We start from the raw sequence: 15,425 nt of genomic DNA, 5'->3' as shown, positions 1-15,425 counted from the left end.
TGGTCGGCGTGGAGTATCCCGAACTCGCCGACCGCACCGGCCGGTTCCGCTTCGGCGCCCCCCACGCCGTGACGGTCGGCGGTGACGGTGCCCGGGTGGCTTTCCTGCGCTCCGTGGGGCCGTACGACCCCGCGGCGGCGCTGTGGGTCCTCACCGTCGCGTCCGGGGCGGTGACCAGGATCGCCGACGGGCCGATCGACGCGTACGCCGGCTCGGCCGACCTGTCCGTGCTGGCCTGGGCCCGCGACGGCCGGCTGCACTGCTCGGGCGTCGAACGGATCGCCACGGCCCCGGTGGTGGACCCCCGCCCCGATCCGACCGGGGGCGCCGTCGCGTACACCACGCCGGACGCCACGCTGCGGGTGATCGGCGAGGACGGCGTGGACCAGCTGCTCGCCGGGGAGCCCGGCAGCGGCGTGTCATGGGGTGTCGCCGAGCCCGCCGCGGCCGACTTCGGGCGTACCCGGGGCTGGTGGTGGTCCCCCGACGGCAGCCGCATCCTGGCCGTCCGCAGCGCCGGCACGGTCAGCCTGCACCTGCTCGACCTGCACGGCGGGTGGGTCGACGTGCACTGGGACCGGGAGACGTACCCGTACCTGGTCGACGTCCGCTGGGGCGCCGGCAACCCCCTGATCACGGTGCTGCGCCGCAGCCAGCAGCACGGGCTGGTGCTGTCGGTCGACCCGCGTACGGGCGAGACCCAGGTCCACGCCGAGCTGGCCGACGCCCGCTGGGTGGAACCCGTCCGCGGCACCCCGCTACTGCTGCCCGACGGCCGCGTCCTGGTCGGCGGCGAACTCGCCCACGACGGGTTCGACGCCCGGTGCCTGTTCGCCGACGGCAGCCTGCTCACCCCGCCCGAGCTGTACGTACGCCGGGTCGTCGGGGTACTCGCCGGCACCCAGGAACTGATCGTCGAGGGCACCGAGGGCGAGCCCGCCGAGCAGCACGTGTTCGCGGTGCGTACGGCACTCGGCGGAGGCGGCGCGAAATCCCGCCGCCTCACCGACGAACCGGGCTGGCACCACGCCCGCGTCGGCGGCGACGTCATGGTCGTCGACGACACCGTGCGGCGGGGAGCGGCCGTCGTGCCGCTGCCGTCGGACGCGCTGCCGCTGCCGTACGCGCCGCAGCCGGCCCTCGAACGCGTCACCGACCGCCGCCTCTCCACGGGCGTGCTCTACCCGGGCGGCCACGTCACCGGCACCCGCCTGCCGGTCCTGATCGAACTCGGCTCCGGCCCCGGCCACCAGCAGGTCGTCCTCGACCCGGCCCGGTGGCAGGAACGGCAATGGTGGGCCGACGCCGGCTTCGTCGTGGTCAGCATCGACACCAGGGGTACGCCCGGAGTCACGCCCAGCTTCGAGAAGGTGGTCCACCGCCGCCTCGCCGACGTGACCCTCACCGACCACATCGACGCCCTGCACGCGCTCACCGGCAAACACCCCGACCTCGACCTGGGCCGCGTCGCCGTACGCGGCACCGGCCTCGGCGGCTGGCTGGCGATCCTCGGCGTCCAGCGCCGCCCGGACGTCTTCCGCTGCGGCATCGCGATCGACCCGGTCACCGACTGGACCGCACTGCCACCCCCGTACGCCGAGCGCTACCTCGGCAACAGAACCGACAACGCCGAGATCTACGACCACCATGCGGCGGAGCCATCGGGAACGGCACCGCTGCTGGTCTGCCCCACCGGGGGCCTGTCCGAAGAACTGCAGTTCCTGACCCGGGAGTGTGCATGACGTCAGCCCTGATCGGCCGCAGCCTGCCCATGGAAGCCCTGCCGACGACCGAGGTCGACTACCTCCAGCTCGGCGAGACCTCGGCGATCTCGGAACTCTGGGACGGCAACGTCCTGACCTGCCCCCGAGACACCCCCCGCCACCAGATGATCCTGAACTCGCTGGCCAACGCGCTGCGCGCCGGCCGCACCGACCTGAACGTGGTCACCGGCATACCGGTCCGCCTCGGCCCGGGCCGCATCGCCGTCCCGGACCTGATCATCACGGGCGCCATCGACCCGGACGTCCCGCTGGTGGAGGCGGGCTCGGTCCGCCTGGTCTGCGAGATCACCTCCGCGGCGAGCGCGACGGTGGACTGGACCCTCAAGATGCACGCGTACGCCCAGGCGCGCATCCCCTGTTACCTGGTGGCGGAACCGGACCGAGGGCTGCTGCACAGCAACATGCTGACGGCGCAGGGCTACGTCGAACAGTCGGTGATGCAGCTCGTCCGAGTAACCGGCCTCAACCTCTGACCGTCCGCTGAGCAGGCTTCGCCGGAGGAGTTGCTTCCGCCGGGGTGATCGGCCGGCTCTTCGCGGCGACGGTCAAGGCGGCGCGGACGAAGGCAGCCACCGCCGGGGAGTGCGAGTCCTGGGGCCACGCGACCGCCAGCGTGCTCGGTTCCAGGTCGGTGACGGGGCGGTAAGCGACGCCGGGGCGTGGGTGGCGGCGGGCGGCGGACGCGGGCAGGAACCACACCACGGTGCCCAGCTCGACGAGGTTGAAAAGCTGCGCCAGGTCCAGACGCGGCTCATCGGGGGGTACGGGCCGGAACGGCGGGGGTTGCCGGTCGGCGGGCGAGCCGTCGGGCAGGGTCCGGCCGGTCAGGTCGGCCAGCTGTAGCGACGACCGGGCGGCCAGCGGGTCATCGGCCGCGACCGCGAGCAGGCGGGGCGCGCCCCGTACCCCCGAGTCGAGCACCCCCACCAGCTTCCGCCAGTGGTGCGAGGAGGTGCTCGCGCCGGCTGTCCACAGGTGAGCCGCGGCCGCACCCCCGCTCGTCTAGGGTTTCGGCATGAGCGTGGATCACTTCGACGAGGCGGGGGCCGCGGTCCAGGCCGCCCTCGACGCGGGCGCCCGATATGCCGACGCCCGCGTCATGCTCCGCCGCACCGAGACCATGAGCGCCCGCGACGGAGAGGTCGAGGACCTCAGCTCGGACGAGAGCGCGGGCATCGGGGTGCGGGCCCTGGTCGGGTCCAGCTGGGGCTTCTACGCCGTACCGGATCTGTCCGACGCCGCGGCCCGGGCAGCCGGCCGCCGGGCCGCCGAGATCGCCGCCGCCAGCGCCCTGGTGCCCGGGCCGAAGATCGACCTGGTGCCGGCCGGCGGCGGGACGGCGAGCTGGTCCAGCCCGTGCGAGATCGACCCGCTCTCCGTGCCGCTGTCCACCAAGGGCGACCTGCTGGTCGCGGCGACGGCCGCCGCGCGCGACGCCGGCGCCGACCTGGCCGAGGGCATCTACCAGATCTGGGACACCCGCAAGTGGTTCGCCTCCAGCGACGGGCACCGCATCGACCAGCACATCCGGGAGTGCGGCGCCGGCATCACCGCCAGCGCATACGGTGACGGCGAGATCCAGCGCCGCTCATGGCCATCACACCGCGGGCAGTACGGCACCCGCGGCTGGGAGCTCGTCGACGAGCTGGCGCTGGTCGACAACGCGGCCCGGATGGCCGACGAGGCCCGTGCGCTGCTCACCGCGCCGCTGTGCCCGTCCGGTGAGACCACGCTGATCCTGGGCGGCGAGCAGCTCGCCCTGCAGATCCACGAGTCCGTCGGGCACGCCATCGAGCTCGACCGGATCCTGGGCTGGGAGGCCGCGTTCGCCGGCACGTCCTGGCTCGACCTCGAGCAGCTCGGCAGCCTGCGCTACGGCTCGGAGCTGATGAACATCACCATCGACCCGACGATCCCGGGCGCGCTGGGCAGCTTCGGCTACGACGACGAGGGTTCCCCGGCGGCCAAACGCGACGCCGTCCGCAACGGCATCTGGGTCGGCGTGCTCGCCGGCCGCGACTCCGCGGCGATGGCCGGCCTCGACTACGCCGGCAGCGTCCGCTCCGACGGCTGGGCCCGGATGCCGATGGTCCGCATGACCAACGTCGGCCTCGAACCCGGCCCGCACACGCTCGACGAGATCATCGCGGCCACCGACGACGGCGTCCTCATGGACATCAACCGGTCCTGGTCGATCGATGACCGCCGGCTCAACTTCCAATTCGGCTGCGAGATCGGGTACGAGATCAAGAACGGTAAGCGCGGCCGCATGCTGCGCAACCCCACGTACACGGGTATCGGGCCCAAGTTCTGGCAGTCGATGGACATGCTGTCGTCCGAGACCGTCGCGTGGGGCACACCCAACTGTGGCAAGGGCCAGCCCGGCCAGATCGGCCACACCGGGCACCCCGCGGCACCGGCGCGGTTCACCAACGTACGGGTGGGGGTCCGGGGATGAGCGAACGTTCCGTCGGTGCCGAGCTGGACCTGGCCGCACGGGTCGTCGACCTGACCCGCCGGCTCGCCGGCCCGCACGCCGAAGCCGAGGTCGTCGCCGCGCACTCCGCCGAGGCGCTGACCCGGTTCGCCAACTCGGCGATCCACCAGAACGTCGCCGACGCCACCACGACGGTGCGGCTGCGGCTGCATGTGGACGGGCGTACGGCCGGAGGCTCCACCACGGTGACGGACGCGGGGGGCCTGCAGGCGCTGGTCGAGCGCACCGTCGCCGCGGCCCGGCTGTCGCCGCCGGACTCGACCTGGCCCGGCCTCACCGCGCCCACCCCGCTGTCCGCCGACGCCGACTTCGACTCTGACTTCGACGAGGCGACTGCTACCGCGGGCCCGCAGGAACGCGCCGCCCGGGTACGCGACTTCGTGCAGGCCGCGGGCGGGCTCGAGACGGCCGGCTTCTGCCGCACCACGTACGCGTCCGGCGGGTTTGCCAACACGCTCGGTCAGGCGGTGCAGGGCCGGTCGGCGGAGGCGGCGATGGACGGCATCGCCCGCCTCGACGGCGCCGACGGCGTGGCCCGCCGCGCCGCCGCCCGCCTGACCGACCTCGACGGGGCGTCGCTCGGCGCACGCGCTGCCGCCAAGGCGCGTGCCGGGGGCCGGCCGATCGAGCTGCCGCCGGGCCGCTACGAAGTCGTCCTGGAGCCGACCGCGGTGGCCGACCTGCTCGACAACCTGGCCGGCTTCGGCTTCAACGGCAAGGCGTTCGCGCAGCACCAGTCGTTCGCCGAGCTGGGAGCGCAGCAGTTCGACGAGCGCATCACGATCGTCGACGAGCCGCTGGGCGCGACGTTGCCGTTCGACGCCGAGGGCACGCCGCGGGGGAACCTGGTGCTCGTGTCGGACGGAGTGACGCGGGCGGTGAGCCACGACCGCACGTCGGCAGCCGAGGCGGGTGGGGTGTCGACCGGCCATGGTTCGGCTGGGTCTCGCTCTTGGGGGCCGATCGCCGTGAATCTGCGGCTGGCTGGGGCGTCGGCGGGTCCGGGGGCGTCGGCTGCGGGCGGGCCGGCTGGGGGCGATGGGCCGACCGCAGGGTCGGCGCGGGCTTTGGTGGCCGGGATGCGGCGGGGGCTCCTCGTCACGGACCTTTGGTACACCCGGGTGCTCGACCAGAAAAGCCTCGTCGTGACGGGGCTGACCCGCAACGGCGTCTGGCTGGTGGAGGACGGCGAGGTGACGGCGGCGGTGGGCAACATGCGCTTCACCCAGTCCTACCCGCAGGCGCTCGGACCGGGAGCGGTGCTGGCCGTGGGCGCGGAGGAGGTGTCACTGCCGGACCGCTGGTCGGGAGTGAGGTACACGGCGCCGGCCCTGCACCTGGCGTCCTGGAACATCACCGGGAACGCCTCTGGCTGAGTTGACACGGTGAGACCCGGTTCGGCGGGCAGGGCATTGACCGGCGTGCTTCACTGAGGCCGTGAGCGACATGCCGCGTGACCAGGGAACGGACGGCGAGGGGGCCGACGAGCCCACGACCGGTGCGCCGGCCGGAGCTGTCGCCGCGAGCGAAGCCGACTTCGCCGCCCAAGCCCCGCCGCCCTCCACCCCGCCCGCCGGCTCTGCGCCCACTCCGGGCAGCCCGGCCTCGACGCCCGGCGGCGCGGCCTCCACACCGGGCAACGCAACGCCCACACCCGGCAGCACAGCCTCAACGGCAGGCGGCACGGCCCCCACGCCCGGCAGCGCAGGCTCCACGCCCGGCGGTGCCGGCTCCACGTCCGGCGGCGCGGCGGCGGGCTGGCGGAGCCGGGCTGCCCGGCTTACCTTCGCCGGCCCTGAGGGTGACGCCCGTAAGCGGCGCCGCCAACGGTTGTTCATCGTCGGGCTCGCCGCCGGTGCCGTTCTGATCGTCGTCGCCCTCTGCATCGGCGGTCTCGCCGTCATCTCGGCCTTCTCCCATGACGCCCGCGACGACATTCACGCGGTCCGCGAGGACCACCGCCTGCGCGACACCGCCTGCCTGGAGCTCGAGCAGCGCCTCAACCGTCTCACCCCGCCCGGCGCCACCACCACCCCTCAGGCCCGCGCCGTCGCCGTACGCGATGAGAACGCCGCCACGCGCATCTACGTCAGCCAGCTGCAGGGCGAGCGGACCGGCGACGGGTGGCGGCAGGTGCTCGATGCCCGTACCGCCTATGCCGAGGCCCTCGATGCGCAGGCGAAGTCCCGTACCCCGGCCTTCTATGTCGCTCCCCGGACCGCCGACGGCCGGGTCGTGACCGATGAGCTGGACCAGTTCTCGCCGGCCCCCTGCGCCGGGCCGATCCGCCGCCTCGCCGCTCCCGACCTGTAGCGAGACTCATCGCGAGCGGTAAGCCTTCCCTTACAGCGCATGAACCTGACCTTCGTTGTAACGTGTGCCACACATCGCGGACGCACACAGACAGGGTTCCTGCGCGCCCGCCGCCAGAGCACGTCATGGCTGCACTGTTCAGGGAGACGTCAATGACGACGACGGCAACGAGGCTGGATGCGGGGCGTTCGCGCGCCGCCATCGCGGCGAAGACGTTGCGTACGGACCGGTGGTGGTTTCCGCCGCTGGTCACCTTCATAGGGCTGAGCGCGTGGGTGATCTACGCCACTGTTCGCGTGTTCATGCACAAGTGGTACTACGTAGACCAGTACCACTACCTGACCCCGTTCTACTCGCCCTGTCTGACCGACCGGTGCGTCGAAGGGTCCGCGGAGTTCGGCACACCGCTGCCGTCCTTCTGGCTCATTCCGGAAGCCGCGTTGACTCTTCCGTTCCTGCTTCTCTTCCGCCTCACCTGCTACTACTACCGCAAGGCCTACTACCGGGCCTTCTGGTTGTCGCCGCCGGCCTGCGCCGTTCCGGACGGGCACGAGAAGTACACCGGTGAGACGCGGTTCCCGCTGATCTTCCAGAACGCGCACCGGTACGCCTTCTACGCCGCCGGGATCATCTCCGTGATCAACACCTGGGATGCCGTACGGGCCTTCCAGAGCGGTGACAAGTTCGGGTTCGGGCTGGGCAACATCGTGCTGGTCGTCAACGTGGTGATGCTGTGGGCGTACACGTTGTCCTGCCACTCGTGCCGGCACATCGTCGCCGGGCGACTCAAGCACTTCTCCAAGCACCCCGTGCGTTACCGCTTCTGGCTCTTCGTCTCGAAGCTCAACGCCCGGCACATGCAGCTCGCGTGGATCACCCTCGGGACGCTCGCCCTGACCGACTTCTACGTCATGGCGGTGTCGGCCACCTGGTTCCACGACCTGCGTTTCATCAACTAGAGGGCCCTCCACAATGACTACGCGAATCGAACGACACCACTACGACGTCGTCGTCATCGGGGCGGGCGGGGCCGGTCTGCGCGCCGCCATCGAGGCCCGGCTGGCGGGTAAGCGGACCGCGATCATCTCGAAGTCGCTGTTCGGCAAGGCGCACACGGTCATGGCCGAGGGCGGCGCCGCGGCGGCGATGGGGAACGTGAACAGCCGCGACAACTGGATGGTGCACTTCGGTGACACCATGCGCGGCGGGAAGTTCCTCAACAACTTCCGGATGGCCGAGCTCCACGCCAAGGAGGCTCCGGAGCGGATCTGGGAGTTGGAGACGTACGGCGCGCTGTTCGACCGTACGAAGGACGGCAAGATCTCGCAGCGCAACTTCGGCGGCCACGAGTATCCGCGGCTCGCGCACGTCGGCGACCGTACGGGGCTGGAGCTCATCCGTACCCTGCAGCAGAAGATCGTTTCCCTGCAGCAGGAGGACTTCGCGGAGACCGGGAGTTACGACTCGCGGATCCGGGTCTTCGACGAGACGACCATCACCGAGCTGCTGCTGGACGGCGACAAGGTCGCCGGCGCTTTCGGCTACTACCGCGAGTCCGGCGAGTTCATCCTGCTGGAGGCGCCCGCGGTCGTGCTGGCCACGGGCGGCGTCGGCCGCTCGTACAAGGTGACCTCCAACTCGTGGGAGTACACCGGCGACGGCCACGCGCTCGCCCTGCGGGCCGGCGCGACTCTGATCAACATGGAGTTCCTGCAGTTCCACCCGACCGGCATGGTCTGGCCGCCGAGCGTCAAGGGCATCCTGGTCACCGAGTCGGTCCGCGGCGACGGCGGCGTGCTGCGCAACTCCGACGGCAAGCGGTTCATGTTCGACTACGTCCCCGACGTGTTCCGGCACCAGTACGCCGAGACCGAGGAGGAGGCGGACCGCTGGTACACCGACCCGGACAACAACCGGCGCCCGCCCGAGCTGCTGCCCCGCGACGAGGTGGCCCGCGCCATCAACAGCGAGGTCAAGGCCGGGCGTGGCACCAAGTCCGGCGGCGTGTTCCTCGACGTCTCCACCCGGATGCCCGCCGAGGTCATCACCCGGCGGCTGCCGTCGATGTACCACCAGTTCAAGGAACTGGCCGACGTGGACATCACCAAGGAGCCGATGGAGGTCGGCCCGACGTGCCACTACGTCATGGGCGGCGTCGAGGTCGATCCGGACTCCGGCGCGGCGTTCGGCCACGTCGAGGGGCTGTTCGCGGCCGGTGAGGTGTCCGGCGGCATGCACGGCTCCAACCGGCTCGGCGGCAACTCGCTGTCCGACCTGCTGGTGTTCGGCAAGCGGGCGGGTGAGCACGCGGCCGCGTACGCCGACGCGCTCGCCAAGCGGCCCAAGGTGGCGACCGCGGACGTGGAGGCGGCCGTGGACACCGCGCTCGCGCCGCTGAGCCGGGCCGGCGGCGAGAACCCGTACACGTTGCAGCAGGATCTCCAGGCCGTGATGGGTGACCTGGTCGGCATCATCCGCCGCGAGGCGGAGCTGGCCGACGCCCTGAAGCGGTTGCAGGAGCTCAAGCAGCGGGTGGCGAACGTCGGCGCGACCGGCGGCCGGCGCTACAACCCGGGCTGGCACCTCGCCTTGGACCTGCGCAACATGCTCGTCGTCTCCGAGTGCACGGCCAAGGCCGCGCTGGAGCGCGAGGAGTCCCGCGGCGGGCACACCCGCGAGGACTACCCGAAGATGAGCCCCGAGTGGCGCAAGGTGAACCTGGTCTGCTCGGTGGACGAGGCCGGCGACGTGCACCTGGAGCGCAAGCCCCTGCCCAGGATGCGCGAGGAACTGCTCCAGCTCTTCAAGCGCACCGAGCTCAGCAAGTACCTGACCGACGATGAACTCGCCGAGTTCGACGCGATCGCGACGGAGGCCAACTGATGAAGCGCCACTTCAAGGTCTGGCGGGGCGACGAGTCCGGCGGCGAGATCCAGGACTTCGACGTCGAGGTCAACGAGGGCGAGGTCGTCCTCGACATCATCCACCGGCTGCAGGCGACGGAGACGCCCGACCTGGCCTGCCGGTGGAACTGCAAGGCGGGCAAATGCGGCTCCTGCTCGATGGAGATCAACGGCAAGCCGCGGCTCGGCTGCATGACGCGGATGTCCACGTTCGAGGAGACCGAGACCGTCACCATCACGCCGCTGCGCACCTTCCCGGTGATCCGCGACCTGGTCACCGACGTGTCCTTCAACTACGAGAAGGCGCGGGAGACGCCGGCCTTCGCACCGCCGGCGGGCGTCAAGCCGGGTGACTACCGGATGCAGCAGGTCGACGTCGAACGCTCGCAGGAGTTCCGCAAGTGCATCGAGTGCTTCCTCTGCCAGAACACCTGTCACGTCGTCCGTGACCACGAGGAGAACAAGAAGGCATTCAGCGGCCCGCGCTTCTTCATCCGCGCAGCCGAGCTGGACATGCACCCGCTCGACGACCGCGAGGACCGCAAGGAGTACGCCCAGGCGAACCAGGGCCTCGGCTACTGCAACATCACCAAGTGCTGCACCGAGGTCTGCCCGGAACACATCAAGATCACAGACAACGCCATCATCCCGATGAAGGAACGGGTCGTGGACCGGCGCTACGACCCGCTGGTCTGGCTGGGCCGCAAGATCTTCCGCCGGGACCAGCTCGACACGACGTCGGCCGGTCACGGCGGCATCCCGACGAAGAGCCGTGGCGGCGAGAACATGGCGCCCAGTTCCTCGGAGGGCGTCACGGGCGTGGCGGCCGGGCTGTCCGGCGCGGGTGCCCGCCTGCCGCAGGCACCGCCGGTGGGTCCCGACGGCAAGATGGACGTGGCGGAGTTGCTCTCCCAGAACGCGGGCGGCCCGTCACCGTTCGGCGACGACCAGGAGTTCCCGCTCCGGAACATCACCTACAACCACCCCGAGCCGGACAAGGACTGACCAGCACCGCGAAGAAGGCCCGCCACACGGCGGGCCTTTTTCGTCGACCGGGTTCGCTAGTGGAGGGTCACCGCCCGGTCGACGAGGGTGACGAGGTAATCCCCGTCGACGCCGCCGATGCCGAACAGATGGCGGAGGTAGATCGGGGCGAGGACGACGTCGAGAACGATGCCGTAGTCGAGGGCGAGTTCTCCGCGCTCGGCGGCGCGGTCCAGCATGATCTGGATCTGGGCGCCGCGAGCGGCCAGCACCGGCGTGACGGACGCCGTGGCGTCGGATCTGGCGGCCGCGAGGACGGCGCCGAGGAAGGTCAGCCCCTCCGGCCGGCGCAGGCCCTCGGCCGCCTGGGTCGCGTACGCCAGCAGGTCGCCACGCAGCGACCCGGTGTCCGGCACGGGCGACGACACCTCGAGCTGAGCCGCGGCCACATCGACAAGCAGGGCCTGGATGGTGCCCCACCGGCGGTAGATGCTCGTCGCGTGCACGCCCGATCGGGCCGCGACCTCCGCGATGGTGAGCTGCTCGACCCCGAACTCGGTCAGCAGATCAGAGACGGCCTGATGCACGGAGGCGACGACGCGCGCGCTGCGTCCTCCGGTACGGCGTCGAGCAATGTGTTCTGGCACTCATCCATCTTAACGCAACCGCACTTGCGTTAATGCGTCGCCCATGGCACTCTTCGTTAAGTCAACGAGACTTGCGTTAAGGAGTTGCCATGCGACCGCTGCTGTTTCCCGACGACCCGCAGTTCTGGTTCGAGACCCTGCGCTCCCTCGGGCACGCCCCCTACGGTGGTTCCGACTTCGGCGAAGTGGTGAGCACTGCCGAGCGCATCGTCGCCGGCGACTACGACAGCTGGCACGACGAATGGCTGGCCCTCGCCGACCGGGTCGCCGCGGAGGCGGAGAAGGCGCGGGCCGCCGGTCACCCGATCACCGCCCGCGACGGGCTGCTGCGGGCCAGCAACTACTACCGCAGCGCCGAGTTCTTCCTGCACGGCGATCCGGCCGACCCGCGCATCCGGCACGCCTACACCCGGTCCGTCGACTGCTTCCAGACCGCCGCGGCCCTGTTCGAGCCGGCGATCGAGCCGGTGCTGATTCCGTACGAGGACATGCACCTGCGCGGCTACTTCTACCGCGCACCGGGCGCCGGCCCGCACCCGACGATGGTGCTGCACAACGGCTTCGACGGTACGGCCGAGGAGATGCACTTCTTCGGCGCTCCCGCCGGCGCCGAACGCGGCTACCACGTCCTGACCTTCGACGGTCCCGGCCAGCCCGCCGCGCGGTTCCACGACGGCCTGCCGTTCCGCCCGGACTGGGAGAACGTCGTCGGCCCCGTCCTCGACTGGCTCCTGGCCCGGCCCGACGTCGACCCTGACCGGCTGGGTCTGCTCGGCCTCAGCATGGGCGGCCTGCTCGCACCCCGCGCCGCGGCGTTCGAACCGCGACTGGCCGCCTGCGTGGCCGTCGACGGCCTCTACGACCTCGGCCTGCTCAGCACCCGCAACCTGCCCGGCACCCGCGCCGAGCAGGAGCGGATCCTGCGCGCGGACCAAGCCCCGGAGCTCGACGCGGCCCTGGAGAAGATGGCGGCCGAGAACCCCACGTCCCGCTGGGCCTTCACCCACGGCATGTACGCGATGGGCGTCGACTCACCCCGCGCCTTCCTCGCCAGCTATCTCGACTACCACCTGCGCGACGGCGTCGCCGAGCGGATCACCTGCCCCACCCTGGTCTGCGACCCCGAGGACGACATGTTCTTCGCCGGGCAACCCGAACTGCTCTACGACCACCTCACCGCCCCGAAGACCCTGATGCGGTTCACCACGGCAGAGGGCGCCGGCGCGCACTGCCACTCCGGTGCCCAGCGCCTGGCGATGGGCCGCATCTACGACTGGCTCGACGACACCCTGCGCCCGGGCCGCCGTTGATCCGGTCGCGCGTCGGCGACCGCGTGGACCTCGTCGGCGGACGCGCCGGAATTGAGGTACCCCGCCGCGCCTCGTCGTCCGGGGCAGCACCGGCCCAGCACAGGCGGTCACACGCTGGATGATTGAGCCATGACTGACTCCGACGAGCAGGCGGCACGTTCACGACGTGAGGACCGGGCGAAGGACGCACACGATCGCGCCGATCAGGCGCGGCAGCGAGCCGCTGAGGCGGGGGATCGTCTGGCGGAACTCCGCAGCCAGGGCTCCCTGGCGCGGGGTGCGAAGCCGAAGGGTTCGACTGTCCCTCAGGCCGACCGCGCCAGTGCGCTCGCGGAGGAGTCCAAGAGGCTGTCGATTCAGGCTGCTGAGAACGCGGCGGCGTCCGCGAGGTCGAGCGCGGGGGTGCATGACTCGGCGGCGACCTTGCATGACCGGTCTGTGGACGTCGGCTTGGGTGATGTCGAGACACACCGCAGACAGGCGCACGAACATCGGGAGGCCGCCGAGGCAGATCGGGCCGAGGCGCTCGTGGACGACCGTTTGGCTGAGGAGGCTCGGCAGCGACCCGCTCACAGCCAGGAGGAGTCGCACAGGCGTTCTAACGGGGCGTAGGGTGGCGCCGTGAGTGCGTATCAGCCGTCGATGCTCGACATGATCTGTGGCGCCGCAGCCACGCTCGAACCGCTGCCCGGCCGCGTGGTCCGGCACACGCTCACGGCCGGCGCGTGGGTCGACGTGCTCCCCGGCTGGGTCCACGGATCCGACGAGGTCTTCGAAACCCTCCGCACCGAGGTCGACTGGCGCGCCGAACGCCGCCAGATGTACGACGGCGTCGTCGACGTCCCGCGCCTGCTCCGCTGGTACGGCCCCGGCGAGCGGCTGCCGCATCCGGCGCTGACCGAGGCCCGCGAGCTGCTGTCGGCGTACTACCGGGCCGACCTCGGCGAGCCGTTCGTGACCGCCGGCATGTGCCTGTATCGCGACGGCCGCGACAGCGTGGCCTGGCACGGCGACACCCTCGGCCGCTCCGCCCGCGAGGACACCATGGTGGCGATCGTGTCCTTCGGCTCGCCCCGCAACCTGATGCTGCGGCCCCGAGCCGGCGGGGCCGAGACGCTGCGCCTCCCGCAGGGGCACGGCGACCTGATCGTCATGGGCGGCTCGTGCCAGCGAACGTGGGAGCACGCCGTCCCGAAAACGGCCAGGCCGGTGGGGCCGCGGGTCAGCGTCCAGTTCCGCCCGGCCGGCGTGGCATAGCGGAGCGAGCCGGACCGCCCGCTCAGCCGCCCAGGGAGTGTGTGAGCGCCGCTGCCCCGCGACGAGCTTAGATCGACTTCCGGCGATGCGTTCGCGCATTGACAGGCGACCTCGAAAAATTACACTCGAAGTGTATTTAGTGTGCTCACGACCCCGCTCGGGTTGTGCCCCACGACCACCGTGACCTGCCGGAATTCGGTGATGGCTGTGCTTGCAGCACATTGACTTGCGGCTTCAGGAATTTACGCTCCAGGTGTCTTTCATTCGATCTCGACTTCCCCTCCCCTTAGGACGTCCGCGTCCTCAAAGCCGAGGTGACGATGCCCCAGCCCCCCGACGAGACCGCAGGTCTCGCCCTCGACCAGATCGGCGTCCGTTTCGGTGGGCTCGTTGCCCTCGACGGCGTCTCGCTACGGGTCCCGCCCGGCCGCACGGTCGGGGTCATCGGCCCCAACGGCGCCGGCAAGACCACCCTGTTCAACGTCGTCTGCGGGTTCGTCGCCCCGACGAGCGGCTCGCTCACGCTCGACGGACGCCCCCTGCGGCCGCGCCCGCACCGGCTCGTCCGGCACGGCATCGCTCGTACCCTCCAGGGGGTCGGCCTCTTCTCGGGCCTGACCGTCCTGGAGAACGTGCTGGTCGCCGCGCCGGGCGGGACCGACCGGGCGATGGCAGCGCTCGAGCGCTGCGGCGTCGGCCCGCAGGCCAAGGACCTTCCCGGCAAGCTTCCCTACGCGCTGCGCAAACGCGTAGCGCTCGCCCGGGCTTTGGTGGCCGAGCCGCGGCTGCTGCTGCTCGACGAGCCGGCGGGTGGCCTCGGCGCCGAGGAGATCGACGAGCTGCGCGAGCTCATCGACGGCCTGCCGTGCTCGGTGCTGCTCGTCGAGCACCACATGGACCTCGTGATGGCGGTCTGCGACGAGATCCTCGTGCTCGACTTCGGCCGGCCCGTCGCGTACGGGACCCCGGCCGAGATCCGCACCGACGAGGCGGTCGCGGACGCGTATCTGGGCGCCGCCGCATGAGCGCGTCGCTGTTGCGGACCGAGCAGCTCACCGCCGGGTACGGCGCGGCTCCCGTGCTGCACGAGGTCGATCTCGACGTGGCGGCCGGGTCGATCACCGCGGTCCTCGGCGCGAACGGGGCCGGGAAGACGACTCTGCTGCGTACCCTCTCCGGGCTGTTGCCGGCCGCCCACGGCCGGATCCTGCTCGACGGCGAGGACCTGCGGGGGGTCCGGGTCGAAGCGATGGTGCGGCGCGGGGTGGCGCACGTGCCGGAGGGCCGCGGCGTCGTCACCGAGCTGACCGTGGACGAGAACCTGCGGCTCGGCGGCCTGTGGCGCAAGGACCGCGCGGACGCGAAACGGGCGCTGGACGAGGTGTACGAGCTGTTCGAGCCGCTCGCCCGCCGCCGCACCTTCCCCGGCCACCAGCTGTCCGGCGGGGAGCGGCAGATGCTCGCGCTGGGCCGTGCGCTGGTCGGGCGGCCGAGGCTGCTGCTGCTCGACGAGCCGTCGCTCGGGCTGGCGCCGCGGATCACCACCCAGATCATGCAGCTGCTGCGCACCCTGCGGGACCGCAGCGGGCTCACCGTGCTGCTGGTCGAGCAGAACGTCCGCGGCGCCCTGGCCATCGCGGACGAGGCCGTCGTGCTGTCCCTCGGCCGCGTGGTCAGCCGCGGCACGTCGGTCGACGACGAGCTGCGCCACGCATACCTCGGATTCTGAA

At 71.3% G+C, this 15,425-nt stretch carries 15 protein-coding genes; 13 read left to right on the top strand and 2 right to left on the bottom strand.

Annotation, left to right across the window (positions count from 1 at the left end; all coding sequences use genetic code 11):
- Positions 1-8: 8 nt before the first annotated feature.
- Both AB0368_RS28380 and AB0368_RS28375 read left to right on the top strand, forming a co-directional pair.
- Positions 9-1,742, top strand: a complete 1,734-nt coding sequence (locus AB0368_RS28380) for a prolyl oligopeptidase family serine peptidase (protein WP_366157038.1) — start codon at positions 9-11, stop codon at positions 1,740-1,742.
- On the top strand, positions 1,739-2,257 hold the full coding sequence (locus tag AB0368_RS28375; protein WP_366157037.1) for a Uma2 family endonuclease: 519 nt from the start codon (positions 1,739-1,741) through the stop codon (positions 2,255-2,257). Before AB0368_RS28380 ends, AB0368_RS28375 begins: the two co-directional genes overlap by 4 nt.
- Here the strand turns inward: AB0368_RS28375 and AB0368_RS28370 are convergent.
- Positions 2,247-2,705 (bottom strand): LysR substrate-binding domain-containing protein, encoded by a 459-nt coding sequence (locus AB0368_RS28370; protein WP_366157036.1) that lies wholly within the window; start codon positions 2,703-2,705, stop codon positions 2,247-2,249. The genes AB0368_RS28375 and AB0368_RS28370 overlap by 11 nt on opposite strands.
- Before the next feature lie 100 nt (positions 2,706-2,805).
- Between AB0368_RS28370 and AB0368_RS28365 the strand changes: the two genes are divergently transcribed.
- The 6 genes from AB0368_RS28365 (at position 2,806) to AB0368_RS28340 (ending at position 10,502) form a co-directional block, all read left to right on the top strand.
- Positions 2,806-4,242: a TldD/PmbA family protein gene (locus tag AB0368_RS28365; RefSeq protein WP_366157154.1), complete on the top strand. Its 1,437-nt coding sequence runs from the start codon at positions 2,806-2,808 to the stop codon at positions 4,240-4,242.
- Positions 4,239-5,657 (top strand): metallopeptidase TldD-related protein, encoded by a 1,419-nt coding sequence (locus AB0368_RS28360; RefSeq protein ID WP_366157035.1) that lies wholly within the window; start codon positions 4,239-4,241, stop codon positions 5,655-5,657. The genes AB0368_RS28365 and AB0368_RS28360 overlap by 4 nt, the downstream gene beginning before the upstream one ends.
- 61 nt (positions 5,658-5,718) lie before the next feature.
- A complete protein-coding gene (locus AB0368_RS28355; RefSeq protein ID WP_366157034.1) occupies positions 5,719-6,594 on the top strand; it encodes a hypothetical protein in 876 nt (291 codons plus the stop codon).
- A 152-nt stretch (positions 6,595-6,746) separates the two neighbouring features.
- On the top strand, positions 6,747-7,553 hold the full coding sequence (locus AB0368_RS28350; RefSeq protein ID WP_366157033.1) for a hypothetical protein: 807 nt from the start codon (positions 6,747-6,749) through the stop codon (positions 7,551-7,553).
- A gap of 13 nt (positions 7,554-7,566) precedes the next feature.
- On the top strand, positions 7,567-9,477 hold the full coding sequence (locus tag AB0368_RS28345) for a fumarate reductase/succinate dehydrogenase flavoprotein subunit (RefSeq protein ID WP_366157032.1): 1,911 nt from the start codon (positions 7,567-7,569) through the stop codon (positions 9,475-9,477).
- Positions 9,477-10,502 carry a succinate dehydrogenase/fumarate reductase iron-sulfur subunit gene (locus AB0368_RS28340; RefSeq protein ID WP_366157031.1) on the top strand — a complete coding sequence of 342 codons (1,026 nt, stop codon included), beginning with the start codon at positions 9,477-9,479 and terminating at the stop codon, positions 10,500-10,502. Before AB0368_RS28345 ends, AB0368_RS28340 begins: the two co-directional genes overlap by 1 nt.
- 56 nt (positions 10,503-10,558) lie before the next feature.
- Here AB0368_RS28340 and AB0368_RS28335 read toward each other — a convergent pair whose 3' ends face one another.
- Entirely contained in the window at positions 10,559-11,068 is a 510-nt protein-coding gene (locus AB0368_RS28335; protein WP_366157030.1) for a TetR/AcrR family transcriptional regulator C-terminal ligand-binding domain-containing protein, read from the bottom strand.
- 149 nt (positions 11,069-11,217) lie between these two features.
- Between AB0368_RS28335 and AB0368_RS28330 the strand changes: the two genes are divergently transcribed.
- From AB0368_RS28330 to AB0368_RS28310, 5 genes are all read left to right on the top strand, one after another.
- Positions 11,218-12,438, top strand: a complete 1,221-nt coding sequence (locus AB0368_RS28330; protein ID WP_366157029.1) for an alpha/beta hydrolase — start codon at positions 11,218-11,220, stop codon at positions 12,436-12,438.
- Positions 12,439-12,567: 129 nt separating this feature from the next.
- Positions 12,568-13,050, top strand: a complete 483-nt coding sequence (locus AB0368_RS28325; protein ID WP_366157028.1) for a hypothetical protein — start codon at positions 12,568-12,570, stop codon at positions 13,048-13,050.
- 30 nt (positions 13,051-13,080) lie between these two features.
- A complete protein-coding gene (locus tag AB0368_RS28320) occupies positions 13,081-13,695 on the top strand; it encodes an alpha-ketoglutarate-dependent dioxygenase AlkB (protein ID WP_366157153.1) in 615 nt (204 codons plus the stop codon).
- A 320-nt stretch (positions 13,696-14,015) separates the two neighbouring features.
- Entirely contained in the window at positions 14,016-14,720 is a 705-nt protein-coding gene (locus AB0368_RS28315; protein WP_366157027.1) for an ABC transporter ATP-binding protein, read from the top strand.
- Positions 14,717-15,424, top strand: coding sequence for an ABC transporter ATP-binding protein (locus AB0368_RS28310; protein ID WP_366157026.1), 708 nt, complete (start codon positions 14,717-14,719; stop codon positions 15,422-15,424). The genes AB0368_RS28315 and AB0368_RS28310 overlap by 4 nt, the downstream gene beginning before the upstream one ends.
- The last annotated feature ends 1 nt before the right edge of the window (position 15,425 follow it).

The organism is Actinoplanes sp. NPDC051475 (assembly GCF_040689425.1).
In the GTDB taxonomy this organism is placed as follows: Bacteria; Actinomycetota; Actinomycetes; order Mycobacteriales; family Micromonosporaceae; genus Actinoplanes.
The sequence above is the reverse complement of the archived record's forward strand: the minus strand, read 5'-3'. Positions and strand labels throughout refer to the sequence as shown.

What these genes read in the sequence shown, in the direction of transcription:
- AB0368_RS28340 (WP_366157031.1), top strand. Translation starts at nt 9,477, where the DNA reads ATGAAGCGCCACTTCAAGGTCTGGCGGGGCGACGAGTCCGGCGGCGAG.
- AB0368_RS28345 (WP_366157032.1), top strand. Translation starts at nt 7,567, where the DNA reads ATGACTACGCGAATCGAACGACACCACTACGACGTCGTCGTCATCGGG.
- AB0368_RS28310 (WP_366157026.1), top strand. Translation starts at nt 14,717, where the DNA reads ATGAGCGCGTCGCTGTTGCGGACCGAGCAGCTCACCGCCGGGTACGGC.
- AB0368_RS28315 (WP_366157027.1), top strand. Translation starts at nt 14,016, where the DNA reads ATGCCCCAGCCCCCCGACGAGACCGCAGGTCTCGCCCTCGACCAGATC.
- AB0368_RS28375 (WP_366157037.1), top strand. Translation starts at nt 1,739, where the DNA reads ATGACGTCAGCCCTGATCGGCCGCAGCCTGCCCATGGAAGCCCTGCCG.
- AB0368_RS28360 (WP_366157035.1), top strand. Translation starts at nt 4,239, where the DNA reads ATGAGCGAACGTTCCGTCGGTGCCGAGCTGGACCTGGCCGCACGGGTC.
- AB0368_RS28330 (WP_366157029.1), top strand. Translation starts at nt 11,218, where the DNA reads ATGCGACCGCTGCTGTTTCCCGACGACCCGCAGTTCTGGTTCGAGACC.
- AB0368_RS28350 (WP_366157033.1), top strand. Translation starts at nt 6,747, where the DNA reads ATGACGACGACGGCAACGAGGCTGGATGCGGGGCGTTCGCGCGCCGCC.
- AB0368_RS28325 (WP_366157028.1), top strand. Translation starts at nt 12,568, where the DNA reads ATGACTGACTCCGACGAGCAGGCGGCACGTTCACGACGTGAGGACCGG.
- AB0368_RS28320 (WP_366157153.1), top strand. Translation starts at nt 13,081, where the DNA reads ATGCTCGACATGATCTGTGGCGCCGCAGCCACGCTCGAACCGCTGCCC.